The sequence below is a fragment of the Algorimicrobium bowmanii genome (genome assembly GCF_054031195.1).
In genome coordinates, this window is the sequence record NZ_CM132929.1 from 131,965 (window position 1) to 148,786 (window position 16,822).

Below are 16,822 nucleotides of genomic sequence, written 5' to 3' on the forward strand. Positions count from 1 at the left end.
CAGTTTTTAAAAACCACTATGAGTCAAGGTGTAGCAATTACAGGTATGGGAATAATTTCAGCTATTGGAAACAATGTAGCTGAAAATTATGACGCACTTATATCTAAACAGAAAGGAATAAAACGCATTTCTAAAATTGATACCATTCATAAAAATGACATCATGGTTGGTGAAATTAATTACAGCAATAAAGAGCTCGAAGCGTTGCTTGGTCTCCCGCCTGAAAACAATTATTCTCGTACGAGTTTTATTGGGGCAATTGCTGCCAAAGAAGCTGTAAAACAAGCTGGCATCTCAGACATGTCTGCCTACAAAACAGGATTAATATCAGCCACTAGCGTCGGTGGTATGGATATGACGGAAAAATATTATTACGATTATTTAACCGACACGAACATCCAAAAATATATTGCATCTCATAATGCTGGAGATTCTTCTCAGAAAATAGCTCAACAATTAGGCATTAAAGAAAGCCTAGTTACAACTATAAGTACGGCATGCTCCTCAGCTGCCAATGCCATCATGCTTGGTGCGCGATTAATAAAAGCTGGAAAATTAGAACGAGTTATCGTTGGAGGGACAGACTGTATGTCGAAATTTACCATTAACGGTTTTAAAACTTTAATGATATTATCGGACACCTATAATACCCCTTTTGATGATAATCGAAAAGGTCTAAATTTAGGTGAGGCAGCAGCCTATTTGGTACTCGAGTCAGATGCTATTGTAAAAGTTGAAAACAAACCGGTTTTAGCCTATGTAAAAGGCTATGGAAATGCCAATGATGCGTTTCATCAAACTGCTTCATCCGAAAATGGAGATGGTGCTACTTTAGCCATGAAAAAAGCTTTAGATATTGCCAATTTTAAGCCAGAAGACATTGATTATATTAATGCGCATGGTACTGCAACAGGAAATAACGACTTATCAGAAGGTCGTGCTATAATTCGAGTATTTGGAGATGCCATTCCAGAATTCAGTTCCACTAAGCCTTATACAGGTCACACATTAGCAGCTGCTGGAGCTATAGAAGCTGTGTATTCAATTTTAGCGCTTCAAAACAATGTTATTTTCCCTAATTTGAATTTCGAAACTCAAATGAAGGAATTTTCAATAACACCCGAATTAACACTAAAACAAAAACCGCTTAAAACGGTCATGTCTAATTCATTTGGATTTGGAGGTAATTGTTCAACTGTAATATTCTCAAAAGAAGCCTAATGAAAAATGTATACATTACTAGTTTTGGTTCCGTTTCAACACAGAATACTACGGAAACTTCCAACTTTCTAAAGGACATTGTATCTTATACAGATGTAGTAATTCCTGCTATAAATCCTAATTATCGCGATTTCATCCCACCTGCCGCTGCAAGACGCATGGCTAAAGGTATAAAAATGAGTATTGTAGCCTCAAAATTCGCACTTAACAATGCGGGGATTGAAAGTGTTGACGCTATTATTACAGGTACTGGAATGGGTTGTTTACGGGATTCCGAAAAGTTTTTAAGCACGATTATAGATAATGATGAACAGTTTTTAACGCCAACGTTATTTATCCAATCAACCCACAACACCGTAGGAGGACAAATTGCTTTAGATATTCGATGTAAAAGGTATAATTTCACTTACGTTCATGGTAGTAACTCTTTCGAGTCGGCATTATTAGATGCCAAACTTCAATTAGAATTAAACGAGGCCAAACATATATTAATAGGAGGCGTAGATGAACTTGGTGATCATACCACCGAGCTTAATAAAGTTATTTCTCATATTAAAGAAACACCTGTTTCAAGCGCTGAAATTTTAGAATCGCAAACCAAAGGAGCTGTTTACGGCGAAGGAGCTAATTTCTTTGTTGTTTCAAATGAAAAACAAGACGAAACATTAGCTCAAGTACTATCAATTGAAACGTTTAACACATTAGATATTAATGCTGTTTCCGAAAAAGCACGTCAGTTTTTATTAGAACAAAACTTACAACCATCAGATATTGATGCTTTAATTTTGGGTAATAATGGGGATGTAGAGTTTGATGGCTTTTATAATCAACTAACGGCTAACGATTTTAAAAACACACAACAAATAGTATACAAGCCATGGCTAGGTGAGTTTAACACGGTGTCTTCCTTTGGATTTTTGTTGGGTGCTCATATTTTAAGCGAACAAAGGGTCCCAAACACCTTTATATTAAATGAGATTTCGTGTACTAATTACCAACACATACTTTTATACAATCAGTATCGTGGAGAAAACCATAGTTTCACCTTACTTCGTAGATGCTAAATTTTAAATCGGTAAATGTAACATCCGCTGTTATTTTTATAGTTTTATTAGTTATCTCACTAATAGAACCAATATCTATTTGGTGGTTTGTAGCTCTCTTTTTTGTTTGGTTTACATTAACAGCCTTTGGCTCCGGCTTAGTAAGTTGGAAATATTATATTAACATCCTTAATGTTTCAGCTACAAAAAATTTAAACCATGTATCCATAACATTTGATGATGGACCACACCCTGATTTCACTCCAAAAGTTTTAGAGTTACTTAAAAAGCATAACGCAAAAGCTACTTTTTTTTGTATTGGAAAAGAAATAGAATCCAACCCAACACTTTTTAAACAAATACTACGTGAAGGGCATACTATTGGAAATCATTCATACACACATGCTCATAATTTTGGCTTTTTTAACACAGAGAAGGTTCAAAAAGAATTAGAGAAAACAAATAATATTATCTACCAGTTAACTCAACATCAGGTTAAACTATTCCGACCACCATTTGGTGTAACCAATCCCAATATTGCTAGAGCTGTAAAACGTTTAAATTTCACCACAATAGGTTGGAACAAACGCTCATTAGACACCACTAGTTTATCGGAATCAAAAATTTTAAAAAGAGCTACTAAAAACCTAAAACCCGGCGATGTTATTCTATTACATGACACGAGCGAAAAATCGGTTAGGGTTTTGGAACGCTTATTGCTATTTTTACAAGCAAACAATTTACAAAGCGTTACAGTTGATACTTTATTTAACACCCAAGCCTATGCGTAGTCTATTTATAATTAGCTTCTTTTTCATGTTTTATTTACAGGCGCAAACACCTATGAATGAAACCGAAGCACTTACATTAAAAACGTTAGTAAAGCAGCAGGCTAAAACAACTAAAACCATTTCAAGTGACTTTGTTCAATACAAACACATGGACTTTTTATCTAATGATATTGTAACTGAAGGCACTTTACACTTTAAAGTTCCAAACCTTATTAAATGGGCTTATACAAAGCCTTTTGCATATGCTGTTATTTTTAAAAACAATACCATGTATATTAATGATGCTGGCAAAAAAAGCGATATAGACATGAGTTCAAGCAAGCTATTTAAAGAACTTAATAGCTTAATTATAAATAGCATAAAAGGTGATATGTTTGACACGAATGAGTTTGATATAACCTATTACAAACTTAACGAAACAAGCATAGTGCATTTTATTCCTAAATCTCAAAAATCAGCTTCTTTTATTAAAGCTTTTCACCTAACGTTCAATCAACAAGGTAATGTTGAAATCGTAAAAATGATTGAACCTTCAGGCGATTACACAAAAATTGTTTTTAGCAACAAAGTATTAAACAACAACATTTCAGATGCGATTTTTAATAATTAGTTGCTTACTAGTCATGGTTAGTTGTGCTTCGTATCCTAAAAAGCAACAATTAGAGCTTCAAAAATCATTAACAGACAACATATCAAACTCGTATTTTTCTAACTTACATCAAGACTATGTTTACAAAGCTAGCATTGATGTATACGATAATCATTTTGGCGGCCTCCTAATTATAAAGAAAATGGACACCTTTAAACACCGAGTTGTTTTCACAACCGAAATGGGTGCCAAACTATTCGATTTTACATTTGAAAAAGACGCTTTTCATGTTAACTTCATAAGAGAGCAATTAAACAAAAAACTACTAATTAATATTCTTAAAAAAGATTTTAAAGTATTAATAACTGAACATATTAATACGCAAAACAAATACATAGATAATAACACACATGTTTACGAGACTTCAATCTACAAGAAAAAACACTATTACTCTTTCGAAAACAACCAATTAACAGAAATTATTAAAACTAAAAATGGAAAAGAAAATGTTCAGTTTTTATTTTCAGAAATAAATAATCATATTGCCAAAAAAATAGAAATAAAACATAACTCTATTAAACTAAACATTCAACTAAAATCAATAACCCCATGAAAAAACTATTACTTACTTTAGTATTTACTACCATTTCTATAGTTTCATTTTCACAAGTAAAAGTGAGACCAGGTTTAAAAGTAGGTATGAACTCTTCAACTGTAACCAATATAGAGAATGCTTCAAGAGTATCGGGGTTACAAGCTGCCATGTTTTTAAATATTCACTTTTCACGAGTTTATGAATTACAAATAGAAGCATCTTATTCCAACCAAGGTTATAAACAGGATGCATATACTTTAACCAATCCCTATAACAGCCAATTACAACATGTAAACGGCAAGGAAGTTACCATTAATTATATTGGGGCAGCAGTATCTAATAAATTCTTTTTTATCCCAGATGTAGGCCTTCATATTTTAGTTGGCCCTAGCTTAGAGGTTAATGTATCTGACAGTTCTCATGGTGATATTATCCCTATTGACTTAGCCTTTTTTGTAGGTATCGGTTATGAGTTCCCTATGGGACTAGGTCTTGAAGCACGTTACAAACAAGGAATCGTTGATGTAAGAGATAATTACTATTATGACCCATATTTTGATCCGGATTACAGCTATTCCAATGACTATTATTACAATGGAAACAACGGACTAAATTCTGTGTTCCAGTTTAGCGTGTATTATAAATTCGGATTCTAGTTATGAAGAAACTCTTTATAACTATATTATTTTTATTATTAATAAGCCTTTCCTTTTCTCAAACTGAAAAAGGTATAGGTTTTCGTGTTGGTGTTAATACATCTAAACTAACAAATGCCGATATAAATTATAAAACAAATGCTTATTTTAGTATACTTTATCACGTACGCTTTTCAGATTTGTACGCTATACAGCCAGAATTAGGTTATTCAAATCAAGGTGGAATAGATAAAAATAAACAAACTATTTATTTAGAATACATAACACTTGGCGTAGCAAACAAGTTATATTTTGTTCCTAATCTAGGCTTATATATGCTTTTAGCACCAGGTTTTGATTTTGATATAGATGATACTCTAATTGGTTTAGCAAACAGGAATGATAATGATGGAAATGATGCCACTTTTATAGATTTTAAAATTTCTTTTGGTTTGGGTTTTGAACTTAAAAATGGATTATCTTTCGAAGCACGCTATAAACAAGGCTTAATTGATGTGTATTCAGGTTCTTTTCATAATTTTGAGTCTGAAATATATGAAAACGAGAACCAATTTAACGCTGTGTTTCAAATTGGTATAGCCTATAAATTTAACTTGACAAAAAATTAAACAACCATGTTGCTAAAAGACTTTTATAACGTAATAAGCTTAGAACATTCCGAAGGAAAAGCAATTGCTAATATTACTATAAATAAAGATCATACTGTTTTTGAAGGACATTTCCCTGGAAACCCAGTAACACCAGGAGTATGCATGATGCAAATAATCAAAGAATTAACGGAAGAGATTCTTTCAAAAAAACTATTTATGACATCGGCTAGCAATGTTAAATTCATGGCTATCATAAACCCGAATGAAACACCAGATTTAACCTTATCTCTAGATATTTCTGAAACAGAAAATGGATACCGCGTTAAAAATATTACAAAGTTTAAAGATACTGTGGCATTAAAATTGACAACAAATTACAAAGTCCTTTAAACGCTTATGAAATACCTAATTATTTGTTTTCTTACTCTTTTTACAATTACTCAAACGTTAGAATTAAGCGAGGTACGCATAGCCTATAAAGAAGCTGCGCAAACACCTGAAAAAGTAGATGTATTTTACAAACAATTAGCAACAGTTACCAAAGAAGATAATATGGCATTAGTAGCTTACAAAGGAGCTTCTATTGCATTAAAAGCCCGCAGTGCAAAAACCTTAAAAGCTAAGAAAAATGGTTTTATTGAAGGTGTAAGCTATATTGAATATGCTATTGATACCGAACCGAACAATATTGAAACACGCTTTATTCGCCTTGGAATTCAAGAAAACACCCCTAAAATTTTAAACTATAAGTCCAATATAGAAGAAGACAAGCAATTTTTATTAAGTCAGTATCCTTACATTTCTTCAAAGAACCTTAAAACCCATATAAAAGATTATATTTTACAGTCCCCTAGCTTTACTGATAACGAAAAAACAATAATACAAAACTAACCACCTCCAAAATGAAAAAAATCAAAACATTATTACTTTTACTTTTTACAATTAGCCTAAATGCCCAAGATGTTATTTTAACAACCTCAAATGAAGAAATTTCAGCTAAAATAGAGGAAGTACTTATAAAAACCATTTCTTATAAAAAAACCAGTAACCTTACAGGCCCATTATATCATATAAATAAATCAGAAGTTTCAAAAATAACCTATGCAAATGGTGAAGTTGAAACGTTTCAAACTGTTACTTCTGAAACAAAAGAAGAAATTTCTATAGCAGAAACTAAGGCATTTTTAGTTGAACATATTGAAAAGTATTGTTTTGAGCATAATAGTCATTTAAGAAAAGGCTATAAAGCTGTTTTTGAAGGTGATTACCTTAGATTAACCATCATGAACAAAAAAGGCACAAAAGCAATCCTATCCATGCTTTACGACTTTGAAAATGTTTATGCCTACAAACGTGTTGATGAAAGAAAAAACGACCAAGCTTATTTAAATATTTATGTGCCGTTTTTGAAAAACGAAAAGAAAAACAAATGGGAAAAAATTAAATTAGTTATGAGTGTGGATGGTCATGACAATGCTGAGTCTATTTTAAATGCCTTTAAACATTACACGAAATTACTAAAAGGGCAAAATAAAAAACCTGGAAAGAAATTTTAGTTCTTTCCATATTAGAGACTCATAATTATCAAAATTTTATTACTTTCCAACTGCTAAACGCAATGTAACTGTGGAAACCCATCTTATTACACAAAAAATAACCGATTTAAACGTTTGTATTCTTATACCAACGTATAACAATCAGCATACCCTTAAACGGGTTATTGATGGCGTATTAGGCTACACCAATAATATCCTAATTATAAACGATGGCTCTACAGATACAACTGCTGAAATTTTAAAAGACTACCCAAAAATACAGTGTCTTCATTTTGAGGAAAATAAAGGTAAAGGCATCGCACTTAGAACAGGTTTTAAGCATGCTGTTTCCTTGGGTTATGATTTTGCAATTACTATCGACTCGGACGGACAACACTTCCCAAGTGATATTCCAAACTTTATTGAAAAACTAGAAGAACACCCTACGAAAGAGCTCCTAATTATCGGATCTAGAAATATGGAACAAGAAGGAGTTCCTGGAAAAAGTAGTTTTGGAAATAAATTTTCAAATTTTTGGTTTTGGTTTGAAACTGGAATTAAACTTAAAGACACACAATCAGGTTTCCGATTGTACCCATTAAACATATTAAAACAACTGAAATTTTTCACTTCAAAATTCGAGTTTGAAATTGAAGTTATTGTAAAAGCTGCCTGGAAGGATGTAGATGTTTTAAACATGCCTATACAAGTGCTTTATGATGAATCTGAACGTGTATCACACTTTAGACCATTTCAAGACTTTACGCGTATTAGTATCTTAAATACCTGGCTAGTTTTTTTGACGTTTATCTATTATAAGCCACGCCAATTATTCCGAAATATTAAAAAAAAAGGCCTTAAACGATTTTTTATAGAAGATTTCCTAGGCAGTCATGATTCGCCTAAAAAGAAAGCCTTATCCGTTGCACTAGGTACTTTTATTGGGCTTTCGCCACTTTGGGGACTACATACCGTTTTGGTATTAACATTAGCCCTGTTTTTTAAGCTTAACAAGACTATTTCCTTTGCGTTTTCAAACCTAAGTATACCACCATTTATTCCATTTATAATTTTTGCAAGTCTTGAATTAGGACAATATATACTTCAGGAACGTATCTCATATTCGGTAACTGATCTACTAGAAAATTTGGAAGTTTTAGAACATCTAAAAACGTATATTGTAGGCAGCTTTACCTTGGCCCTACTTACAGCTATTGCTTTTGGTTTAGCTTCTTATTTTTTCTTCAACATTATTAAAAAGAAGAAACCAATTTTACAGCATGATTAATTTTTTTTATCAAACATATCTTTGGATTTCCGCTAGAAAACTAAGCAGTTTTCTTGTATTGTTATTAGTAGTTGTTGGGCTTGGTTTTTTAGCTTCAAAAATTAATTTTGAAGAAGATATTACCAAGCTTATTCCTACCAACACACAAAATGAAGATGCTCAAAATGTTTTAAAAACCGTTAATTTTGCCGATAAAATAATTGTCAATATTTCAAAAACACCTGACGCAACAATTGCCGATTTAACCCAATATGCTACACAATTTATTGATAGCTTAGAAGCCAATTCTAAACCCTATTACACAAAAATTCAAGGCCGCATTCCAGATGAAACCGTTTTAAATACACTTGATTTTGTATATGATAACCTACCCCTTTTCTTAGAAAAAGAAGATTACCAAAATATTCAACAAACATTAAACGCAGACAGTTTAGAAGCTATAACTAAAGCACATTACAAAACCCTGATTTCGCCTTCTGGAATTGTTGCAAAAAAAACCATTTTGCGTGACCCATTAGGTTTATCATTTATTGCTTTAAAAAAACTACAACAATTAAGTTTTGGCGATGCGTTTATTTTAGAAAACGGTTTTTTGTTAAGCAAAAACAAACAGCATTTACTCCTGTTTATTAGCCCAAAACATAAATCTAGCGAGACCTCAGAAAATGCTCACTTTGCAGAACAACTTTACAGGATTAGCGACAACTTAAATGCCGATTTTAAAAACAGTGTTAATAGTGAATATTTTGGTGGCGCTTTAATAGCTGTAGCCAATGCCAAACAAATAAAACGCGATATTCAAATTACTGTAAGCATTGCTATGAGTGTCTTACTTTTAATACTTATTGTTTTTTATAGAAAAATATCAATACCTCTTATCTTATTCACTCCAACTGCTTTCGGTGCATTATTAGCGGTTGCCATGCTGTTTGTTATACGCACCAATATTTCTGCCATATCTTTAGGAATAGGGTCGGTTTTATTAGGCATAACGTTGGATTATGCATTACATATTTTAACACATATACGTAGTAATAACACGATAAAAAATCTTTACCAAGAAATAACCAAGCCTATTTTAATGAGTAGTTTAACAACTGCTTTGGCTTTTTTATGCCTATTATTTTTAAAATCGCAGGCTTTACAAGATTTGGGTATTTTCGCTGCTATTAGTGTGATGGGAGCCTCTGTATTTTCACTTATATTTATTCCACAGGTTTATAAAACGCGTCAGATTTCTTCAAATCGAAAAACACTATTAGACACAGCTGCAAAGTATCCATTTCATAAAAGTAAGTGGCTCATTGCTGGTTTAGCTATATTATTTGTTATTAGTTTATTTACTTACAACAAAACAGGTTTTAATAAAGATATTTCACAATTAAACTATGAACCCGAAGCATTAATTCAGGCTCAAAAACGTCTAGATGTTTTAACCAACAGCCAATCTAAATCGGTGTATATAGCTGCATACGGTAGCGATACCGAAACGGCTTTAGCCGCAAATGATGCCGTATTTTCAAAACTTAAAAAACTTAAATCCTATAACCAGATTATTAATTTTAGTTCCATTGGCGCTTTAGTTCAATCTCATGCGGAACAACAAAAACATATTAATGCTTGGCAACATTTTTGGCAACCTGAAATCAAGAATTTCACACAAAAACAATTAATAGAAAGTGGTGAAAAACTTGGTTTTAAATCTCAAACATTCAATCAGTTTTATTCCCACCTTAACACCCAATTTAAACCTTTAAATTTAGAAGAGTTTGAAAATCTTAAAACTGTTTCAACAGACGATTATATAAGTGAGATTCCAAATTTCTCAACAGTAACATCCTTGGTTAAATTAAAAGATCAACAAGCAGAAACCTTATTAAAAAGCTTTGAAAACCAACCGCAAACATTAGTTATCGATAGAAAACAAATGAATGAAACTTTTTTAGGTGGCTTGAAAAATGACTTTAACAGACTGGTAGGCTTTTCATTAATAATTGTTTTAATATTACTCTTGATATTCTACCGTAGTTTTTCGTTAACCTTAGTTACGGCCTTACCTATAGCACTAACTTGGCTGCTTACTATTGGTGTTATGGGCTTATTAGATATTGAATTTAATATTTTTAATATTATCATTTCAACCTTTATTTTCGGACTAGGGATAGACTATAGCATTTTCATAACAAATGGTTTATTACATGAATTAAAAACAGGGCAACCAGCTTTAGCAACTCATAAAACGTCCATTATCCTATCGGTTATTACAACTATTTTAGGTGTTGGTGTTTTAATTTTTGCAAAACACCCCGCCCTATTTAGTATTTCGTTAGTTTCTATTTTAGGAATTGTTTCTGCATTATGTATTTCGTTTGTGCTACAGCCTTTATTTTTTAAATTCTTTATTGGTAGTCGCACAACTAGACCAGCGCCTTTTGTATTATTAATTTTTTCTTGCATTTCTTTTACGTACTACGGAATTGGAGGGTTACTCTTAGCGCTTTTTGGCTCGTTATTCATGAAGATTATTCCAATTAGCATGAAGAAAAAAATGAACTGGTTTCACCAAGTTATGTCTAAGTTTATGAAATCGGTATTAGATTCATACCCATTTTTCAAAACACAAATTATTAATCCGCATGACGAAACATTTAGTAAACAAGCTGTAATAATTGCAAATCACACATCGTTTCTTGATATTTTAGCTATTGGCATGCTGAATCCTAAAATTATATTTTTGGTGAATGACTGGGTTTATAATTCACCTTTTTTCGGGAAGGCCGTTAAACTAGCTGGTTTTTACCCAGTATCTAGTGGTATCGAAAATGGTGTTTCACATTTAAAAAAGAAAGTCGAACAGGGCTATTCTTTAATGGCATTTCCTGAAGGAACACGTTCCTATACCCATAAAATGAAACGGTTTCATAAAGGCGCCTTTTACCTTGCCGATCAGTTTAAATTAGACATTGTACCAGTTATTATTCATGGTAATTCTGAAATTTTACCCAAAGGTAATTTTGTAATTAAACGCGGCAAACTTTCTGTAAAACTCTTAAAACGTATAGCGTACAATGACACCAATTACGGTGAAAATTCGCGAGAAAGAACTAAATTAATTAGTCGTCATTTCAAATCAGAATTTCAAAAATTTAGAACCGAAAATGAAGGAGCAACTTATTTTCACCCTTTAGTTTTAGAAGAATACCGTTATAAAGGCTATAACACATACAAAGCTGTTAAAACCGATTTAGAAAATAACCAAAAAACATATAATTACTTACAAACTGTATTAGATACTAAAGAACGCATCTTACATATTTCTGATGCATTAGGTCAGTTAGATTTCCTTCTAGCAGCAGACAGTCCTAGTAGATCTATTACCACTTACCTGACTGAAAACCCTGCTAGAAACTTAGTTGAAAATAGTTATATGACTAATAATCATTATAATATTCATGTTTCAAAAAGCTTGGAGGAAGCTATTCAAAACACACATACAACACTTATAATTAACACTTCAATACTTAGTGGTAAGGATATAACACTGCTACAATCGAGTACGCCTTTACATGTTATTCTTCTTTTTAATGCTACAAAATTGTATTTTACAGCATTTGAAAAGGGTAATTATCATGTTGCGCATACAACACCACATTTAACACTATTAACCAGAAATTAATTTGAAACCAAAATCACATTACGATATTGTTATAGTTGGCAGCGGTTTAGGAGGATTGGTATCGGCTGTAATCCTTGCCAAGGAAGGTTATTCTGTTTGTGTTTTAGAAAAAAATCAGCAATTTGGAGGAAACCTACAGACATTTTCTCGTAACAAATCTATTTTTGATACTGGCGTGCATTATATAGGGAGTTTAGGACCTGGCGAAAACCTAAATCAGTATTTTAAATACTTAGGAATAATGGATGGGCTTAGTCTACAAAAAATGGACGAAGATGGTTTTGATATTATATCCTTTGATGATGATTCTAAAACCTATGCTTATGCTCAAGGTTTTGATCAATTTAAAAAACAATTGAGTATTGATTTCCCTGATGAATCCGAAGCCATTGAAACCTATTGCAAAACGATCCAAGAAACTTGTGATAAGTTTCCTTTATACCGATTAAAAACAGGAAGACCCTATGCGGATGGTGTATTTCAACTTCAAATTAGATCCTTTTTAGAGTCTATAACTAACAACAAACGTTTACAAGCAGTACTAGCTGGCTCGAATTTTTTATATGCTGGTGATGGTTATAAAACCCCCTTTTACGTCCATTCGCTCTCTGTAAATTCGTATATACAAAGTGCTTATCGTTGTATTAACGGCGGTAGCCAAATAACAAAATTACTGATTAAACAACTAAAAAATCATGGTGGTGAAGTATACAAACACCATGAAGTAAGTAATCTTGAATGCCATGATGGTAAAATTAAAGCTGCTATTTGTAAAAATGGAAATCGGTTTGAAGGCAGCACTTTTATTTCAAATATAGAACCCAAAATAACACTTAATTTAGTTGGTAAAGAACATTTTAGAAAATCATACACAAATAGAATTGAACGTATAGAAAGTACAATTTCAGCGTTCAGTTTATATCTTGTACTAAAACCCAACAGTTTTAAATATATTAACAAAAACTACTACCATTTTAAAACCCAAGATGCTGTTTGGAACGCCCAGCATTACACACAAGAGAGTTGGCCTGAAAGCTATATGTTATCTATGGGCATTAAAAAGAATAATACTGTTTATGGCGATAATATTACCATCATGACCTATATGCGTTTTGATGAAGTTGAACCATGGGCAAACACCCATAACACGGTGGCTCAAAATAATGAACGCGGACAAACCTATGAAGCGTTTAAAAAAGAAAAAGCCGAGATAATTATTGACGAACTAGAAAAGAAATTTCCAAATATTCGTGATTGTATAGAGGCCTACTACACCTCATCACCTCTATCCTATCGGGATTACATTGCTACAAATAAAGGCTCTATGTATGGATACACAAAAGATGTAAACAAGCCTATGCAATCTTTTATTCCACCTAAAACAAAAATAAGCAACCTATTATTTACAGGTCAGAGTTTAAATATGCATGGTATTTTAGGGGTTACAATTGGTGCGGTAGTAACCTGTTCAGAACTTTTAGGTCAAGACTATTTACTTGGTAAAGTATTGGCCGCTAACAAAACCGAAAAACCAAACAATTAATGCCAAAATATCTTTGGACCATACTCGTCTTCGTACTTATTATCACATCCTGTGGTGTTAAAAAGTCGATACACAATACTCCTGATATTTCCGGATACAAGCAAGAGATTCCGGTACGCAAAAAACTATCCGACAGCACATTTACAACAGAAAGTGGCTTATTAACAAAAAACGAATATGGACAATGGGAGCTATATGTTAGTGGTGACCCCTATCAAATAGGTCTGCAAGTTGGTAGTTTAAGTGAGGAATTAATGGCAGAGCAAGAAACCGCTTTCCTAGGTAAAGTAGAAGAGTTAGTACCTTCAAAAACAAAGCAATACCTATTACGCAAAATGCTAGCTTGGTATAACCGAAAAATGTATTTACATGTTCCTGAGGAATACAAAAGTGAAATTTTAGGTGTTTCAAAATATGCGGGTGATACTTATGATTATGTAGCCGATAATTACTTACGCTTACTTTATTTTCATAGCGCACACGATATCGGTCATGCCCTACAAGATTTAGCCCTAGTAGGTTGCTCATCTTTCGCAGCATGGGGAGATAAAACCGAAGATGGCGAGCTAATTATTGGTCGGAATTTAGATTTTTATGCGGGTGACGACTTTGCAAAAAACAAACTGATAGCATTTATAAAACCTACTAATGGTTATAATTTTATGTCTGTTACATGGGCAGGTATGATGGGAGTTGTTTCAGGAATGAACGATCAAGGAATAACCGTAACCATCAATGCTGCAAAATCGGATATTCCGATGGTGGCTAAAACTCCTATTTCAATTTTAACTCGAGAAATTTTACAATACGCTTCTAATATTGACGAAGCTATTGCTATCGCTAAAAAACGTCAGGTATTTGTTTCCGAATCTATTTTTATAGGAAGCGCTCAGGATAAACGTGCTATTACTATTGAAGTATCACCAAATAATTTTGGTGTTTATGCTGTTGAAAATTCAAACCAATTAATTTGTTCCAATCATTTTCAGAGTGAAGCCTACGCTACTGATGAAAACAACTTAAAACAAATTGCAGAAAGCCATTCGCAATACCGTTATGAGCGCATGGAAGAGCTCCTCCAAGAATCCTCTAAATTAACTGTTGAAGGCGCTGTAGAAATTTTAAGAAATAAGGAGGGATTAAATAACATCCCGCTTGGATATGGAAATGAAAAAGCATTAAATCAACTATTAGCACATCACGGAGTGGTGTTTAAACCAGAGCAAGGTTTAGCATGGGTTTCAGCAAATCCTTACCAATTGGGAGCATTTGTGGCTTATAATTTAAATGATATTTTTAGCCAAACACCTTCAGAAACGATAGCTCAGCCCTTTCATGAAAATCAACTAACTATTGAAGCCGATCCGTTTCAATACACCCAGGCGTATAAAGATTACGAATCTTACCGCATACTAAGTCGTGATATTTCATCTGCTATTTCGGCAAACGAACATATAGAACCGACTATTTTAAACCGTTTAATTTCAAGCAACCCAGATTATTGGGAAGCTTACTTTTTAGTCGGTAAATACTACTATGAAAAGCAGTACTACACAGCCGCTTTACAAGCTTTTAAAAGTGCCCAAACCAAAGAAATAACAACGGTTCCTGATGCAGAAGCAGTAGGCTTATATATTAAAAAAATTGAACGAAAATTAAACCTATAATCTTATAAATTAAAATAGTATTACCTATAAAATTTATTAAGCAAATACACTTTAAAAACCTTGTTTTAATTACATTTGATTTTTAAAAAGGCAAACTACCTTATGATTCCAGATATCGAAAAAGCATCAGCTGAAGCTATAAAATCATTTCAAGAGGACAAACTTCAAATGCTTTTAGCATATTTGCAGGAACATTCCAGCTACTACCAACGAGTTTTTAAGGACCATAATATTCATTTATCTACTATAAGAACTCTTGAAGATTTAGCCAAAATACCAACAACCTCTAAAGATCAGCTTCAAGCTTATAACCAAGATTTTCTATGTGTTCCCAAAAATCAAATAATTGATTATGTAACAACATCTGGAACTTTAGGCGATCCCGTTACTTTTGCTTTAACCGAAAAAGATTTAGATCGCTTAGCCTATAACGAAGCCTTATCTTTTGCATGTTCTGGTGTTACGGAAAATGATGTTATGCAGTTAATGACAACCATGGACAGACGTTTTATGGCAGGCCTTGCTTATTTTTTAGGAGCTAGGAAATTAGGTACTGGTATTATTAGAGTTGGTGCTGGAATACCCGAGTTACAATGGGATTCCATTTTAAAGTTTAAGCCAAGCTATTTGATTGCTGTCCCTTCTTTTCTATTAAAATTAATTGCCTATGCTAAACAGCATGACATTGATATTAATAAATCTGGAGTAAAAGGCGCTATATGTATTGGCGAACCATTACGTAATCAAGATTTCACTCAAAATGCACTTTCTAAAAAAATCACAGATGCATGGGATATTCAACTCTATTCCACCTATGCTTCTACAGAAATGAACACAGCTTTTAATGAGTGTGAGGCACAACAGGGAGGTCACCACCATCCAGAATTAATTATAGCCGAAATATTAGATGACACAGAAAACCCTGTTCCGCAAGGTGAAGTTGGTGAACTAACAATAACTACTCTCGGCATAGAAGGCATGCCTTTACTACGCTTTAAAACGGGCGATATGGTTCAAGCGCATACCGATGCCTGTAATTGTGGCCGAACAACCATGCGCTTGGGACCTGTGGTTGGACGAAAAAAACAAATGATTAAGTACAAAGGGACCACGCTATATCCGCCTGCTATGGATAATATTCTTAATGATTTTAATGACGTGCATAGCTATATTATTGAAATTTCTAACAACAATATTGGCACCGATGAAATTTGTATAAAAATTGCTACCGATAACCCCACAGAAAAGTTACTTCTAAACATTAAAGATCATTTTAGAGCTAAACTTCGTGTGGCTCCAAGAATTGAATTTCATGACAAAAAAGATATTCAGAAATTACAATTCCCTGCTATGAGTAGAAAACCAATTATGGTTATTGATAAGCGTAAAAAAGATTAATATTATCCAAACGGAATTATAAAATTCAAGAACAAAAGACTGATTACAAACTTTACCATAGGCGTTATTTGGTAGGTTTTAATACTCGTAGGTCTATTTACATCTATCAAAATCCGTATAACTACAATTATAGACAACATTAAAATACCAGAAAAAACGCCCCATTGCAAGTGCAAAACACCCTGTTTTTTTGGCAAATAATTTCCATTTGCTTTTATTTGTAAAACTAA

15 protein-coding genes are annotated in these 16,822 nt (G+C 32.9%); all 15 read left to right on the plus strand.

From position 1 onward, the window contains the following. The first annotated feature begins 18 nt into the window (after positions 1-18). The 15 genes from ACW5R3_RS00585 (at position 19) to ACW5R3_RS00655 (ending at position 16,592) form a co-directional block, all read left to right on the plus strand. Positions 19-1,221 carry a beta-ketoacyl-[acyl-carrier-protein] synthase family protein gene (locus tag ACW5R3_RS00585; protein ID WP_456577679.1) on the plus strand — a complete coding sequence of 401 codons (1,203 nt, stop codon included), beginning with the start codon at positions 19-21 and terminating at the stop codon, positions 1,219-1,221. Further along, a complete protein-coding gene (locus ACW5R3_RS00590; protein ID WP_456577680.1) occupies positions 1,221-2,285 on the plus strand; it encodes a beta-ketoacyl synthase chain length factor in 1,065 nt (354 codons plus the stop codon). Before ACW5R3_RS00585 ends, ACW5R3_RS00590 begins: the two co-directional genes overlap by 1 nt. Further along, a complete protein-coding gene (locus ACW5R3_RS00595; protein ID WP_456577681.1) occupies positions 2,279-3,055 on the plus strand; it encodes a polysaccharide deacetylase family protein in 777 nt (258 codons plus the stop codon). Before ACW5R3_RS00590 ends, ACW5R3_RS00595 begins: the two co-directional genes overlap by 7 nt. Next, positions 3,048-3,665 carry an outer membrane lipoprotein carrier protein LolA gene (locus tag ACW5R3_RS00600; protein ID WP_456577682.1) on the plus strand — a complete coding sequence of 206 codons (618 nt, stop codon included), beginning with the start codon at positions 3,048-3,050 and terminating at the stop codon, positions 3,663-3,665. Before ACW5R3_RS00595 ends, ACW5R3_RS00600 begins: the two co-directional genes overlap by 8 nt. Continuing rightward, positions 3,646-4,257 carry a hypothetical protein gene (locus tag ACW5R3_RS00605; protein ID WP_456577683.1) on the plus strand — a complete coding sequence of 204 codons (612 nt, stop codon included), beginning with the start codon at positions 3,646-3,648 and terminating at the stop codon, positions 4,255-4,257. Before ACW5R3_RS00600 ends, ACW5R3_RS00605 begins: the two co-directional genes overlap by 20 nt. Then, positions 4,254-4,895 (plus strand): outer membrane beta-barrel protein, encoded by a 642-nt coding sequence (locus tag ACW5R3_RS00610; RefSeq protein WP_456577684.1) that lies wholly within the window; start codon positions 4,254-4,256, stop codon positions 4,893-4,895. The genes ACW5R3_RS00605 and ACW5R3_RS00610 overlap by 4 nt, the downstream gene beginning before the upstream one ends. A gap of 2 nt (positions 4,896-4,897) precedes the next feature. Beyond that, positions 4,898-5,503 carry an outer membrane beta-barrel protein gene (locus ACW5R3_RS00615; protein WP_456577685.1) on the plus strand — a complete coding sequence of 202 codons (606 nt, stop codon included), beginning with the start codon at positions 4,898-4,900 and terminating at the stop codon, positions 5,501-5,503. Between the two features lie 6 nt (positions 5,504-5,509). After that, positions 5,510-5,875: a 3-hydroxyacyl-ACP dehydratase gene (locus tag ACW5R3_RS00620; protein WP_456577686.1), complete on the plus strand. Its 366-nt coding sequence runs from the start codon at positions 5,510-5,512 to the stop codon at positions 5,873-5,875. Between the two features lie 6 nt (positions 5,876-5,881). Continuing rightward, positions 5,882-6,376 carry a hypothetical protein gene (locus ACW5R3_RS00625; RefSeq protein WP_456577687.1) on the plus strand — a complete coding sequence of 165 codons (495 nt, stop codon included), beginning with the start codon at positions 5,882-5,884 and terminating at the stop codon, positions 6,374-6,376. Between the two features lie 11 nt (positions 6,377-6,387). Then, positions 6,388-7,041 carry a hypothetical protein gene (locus ACW5R3_RS00630; RefSeq protein ID WP_456577688.1) on the plus strand — a complete coding sequence of 218 codons (654 nt, stop codon included), beginning with the start codon at positions 6,388-6,390 and terminating at the stop codon, positions 7,039-7,041. Positions 7,042-7,111: 70 nt separating this feature from the next. After that, positions 7,112-8,308 carry a DUF2062 domain-containing protein gene (locus ACW5R3_RS00635; RefSeq protein WP_456577689.1) on the plus strand — a complete coding sequence of 399 codons (1,197 nt, stop codon included), beginning with the start codon at positions 7,112-7,114 and terminating at the stop codon, positions 8,306-8,308. Continuing rightward, positions 8,301-11,984 (plus strand): 1-acyl-sn-glycerol-3-phosphate acyltransferase, encoded by a 3,684-nt coding sequence (locus ACW5R3_RS00640; protein WP_456577690.1) that lies wholly within the window; start codon positions 8,301-8,303, stop codon positions 11,982-11,984. Before ACW5R3_RS00635 ends, ACW5R3_RS00640 begins: the two co-directional genes overlap by 8 nt. Position 11,985: 1 nt before the next feature. Then, positions 11,986-13,527 (plus strand): phytoene desaturase family protein, encoded by a 1,542-nt coding sequence (locus ACW5R3_RS00645; RefSeq protein ID WP_456577691.1) that lies wholly within the window; start codon positions 11,986-11,988, stop codon positions 13,525-13,527. Then, positions 13,527-15,194: a C45 family autoproteolytic acyltransferase/hydolase gene (locus ACW5R3_RS00650; protein WP_456577692.1), complete on the plus strand. Its 1,668-nt coding sequence runs from the start codon at positions 13,527-13,529 to the stop codon at positions 15,192-15,194. The genes ACW5R3_RS00645 and ACW5R3_RS00650 overlap by 1 nt, the downstream gene beginning before the upstream one ends. Before the next feature lie 102 nt (positions 15,195-15,296). Then, positions 15,297-16,592: a phenylacetate--CoA ligase family protein gene (locus ACW5R3_RS00655; protein ID WP_456577693.1), complete on the plus strand. Its 1,296-nt coding sequence runs from the start codon at positions 15,297-15,299 to the stop codon at positions 16,590-16,592. Positions 16,593-16,822: the final 230 nt, after the last annotated feature.

Bases quoted from the DNA above. Each gene is read 5' to 3' on its own strand.
- ACW5R3_RS00585 (WP_456577679.1), top strand. From the start codon at position 19: ATGAGTCAAGGTGTAGCAATTACAGGTATGGGAATAATTTCAGCTATT.
- ACW5R3_RS00590 (WP_456577680.1), top strand. From the start codon at position 1,221: ATGAAAAATGTATACATTACTAGTTTTGGTTCCGTTTCAACACAGAAT.
- ACW5R3_RS00595 (WP_456577681.1), top strand. From the start codon at position 2,279: ATGCTAAATTTTAAATCGGTAAATGTAACATCCGCTGTTATTTTTATA.
- ACW5R3_RS00600 (WP_456577682.1), top strand. From the start codon at position 3,048: ATGCGTAGTCTATTTATAATTAGCTTCTTTTTCATGTTTTATTTACAG.
- ACW5R3_RS00605 (WP_456577683.1), top strand. From the start codon at position 3,646: ATGCGATTTTTAATAATTAGTTGCTTACTAGTCATGGTTAGTTGTGCT.
- ACW5R3_RS00610 (WP_456577684.1), top strand. From the start codon at position 4,254: ATGAAAAAACTATTACTTACTTTAGTATTTACTACCATTTCTATAGTT.
- ACW5R3_RS00615 (WP_456577685.1), top strand. From the start codon at position 4,898: ATGAAGAAACTCTTTATAACTATATTATTTTTATTATTAATAAGCCTT.
- ACW5R3_RS00620 (WP_456577686.1), top strand. From the start codon at position 5,510: ATGTTGCTAAAAGACTTTTATAACGTAATAAGCTTAGAACATTCCGAA.
- ACW5R3_RS00625 (WP_456577687.1), top strand. From the start codon at position 5,882: ATGAAATACCTAATTATTTGTTTTCTTACTCTTTTTACAATTACTCAA.
- ACW5R3_RS00630 (WP_456577688.1), top strand. From the start codon at position 6,388: ATGAAAAAAATCAAAACATTATTACTTTTACTTTTTACAATTAGCCTA.
- ACW5R3_RS00640 (WP_456577690.1), top strand. From the start codon at position 8,301: ATGATTAATTTTTTTTATCAAACATATCTTTGGATTTCCGCTAGAAAA.
- ACW5R3_RS00650 (WP_456577692.1), top strand. From the start codon at position 13,527: ATGCCAAAATATCTTTGGACCATACTCGTCTTCGTACTTATTATCACA.
- ACW5R3_RS00655 (WP_456577693.1), top strand. From the start codon at position 15,297: ATGATTCCAGATATCGAAAAAGCATCAGCTGAAGCTATAAAATCATTT.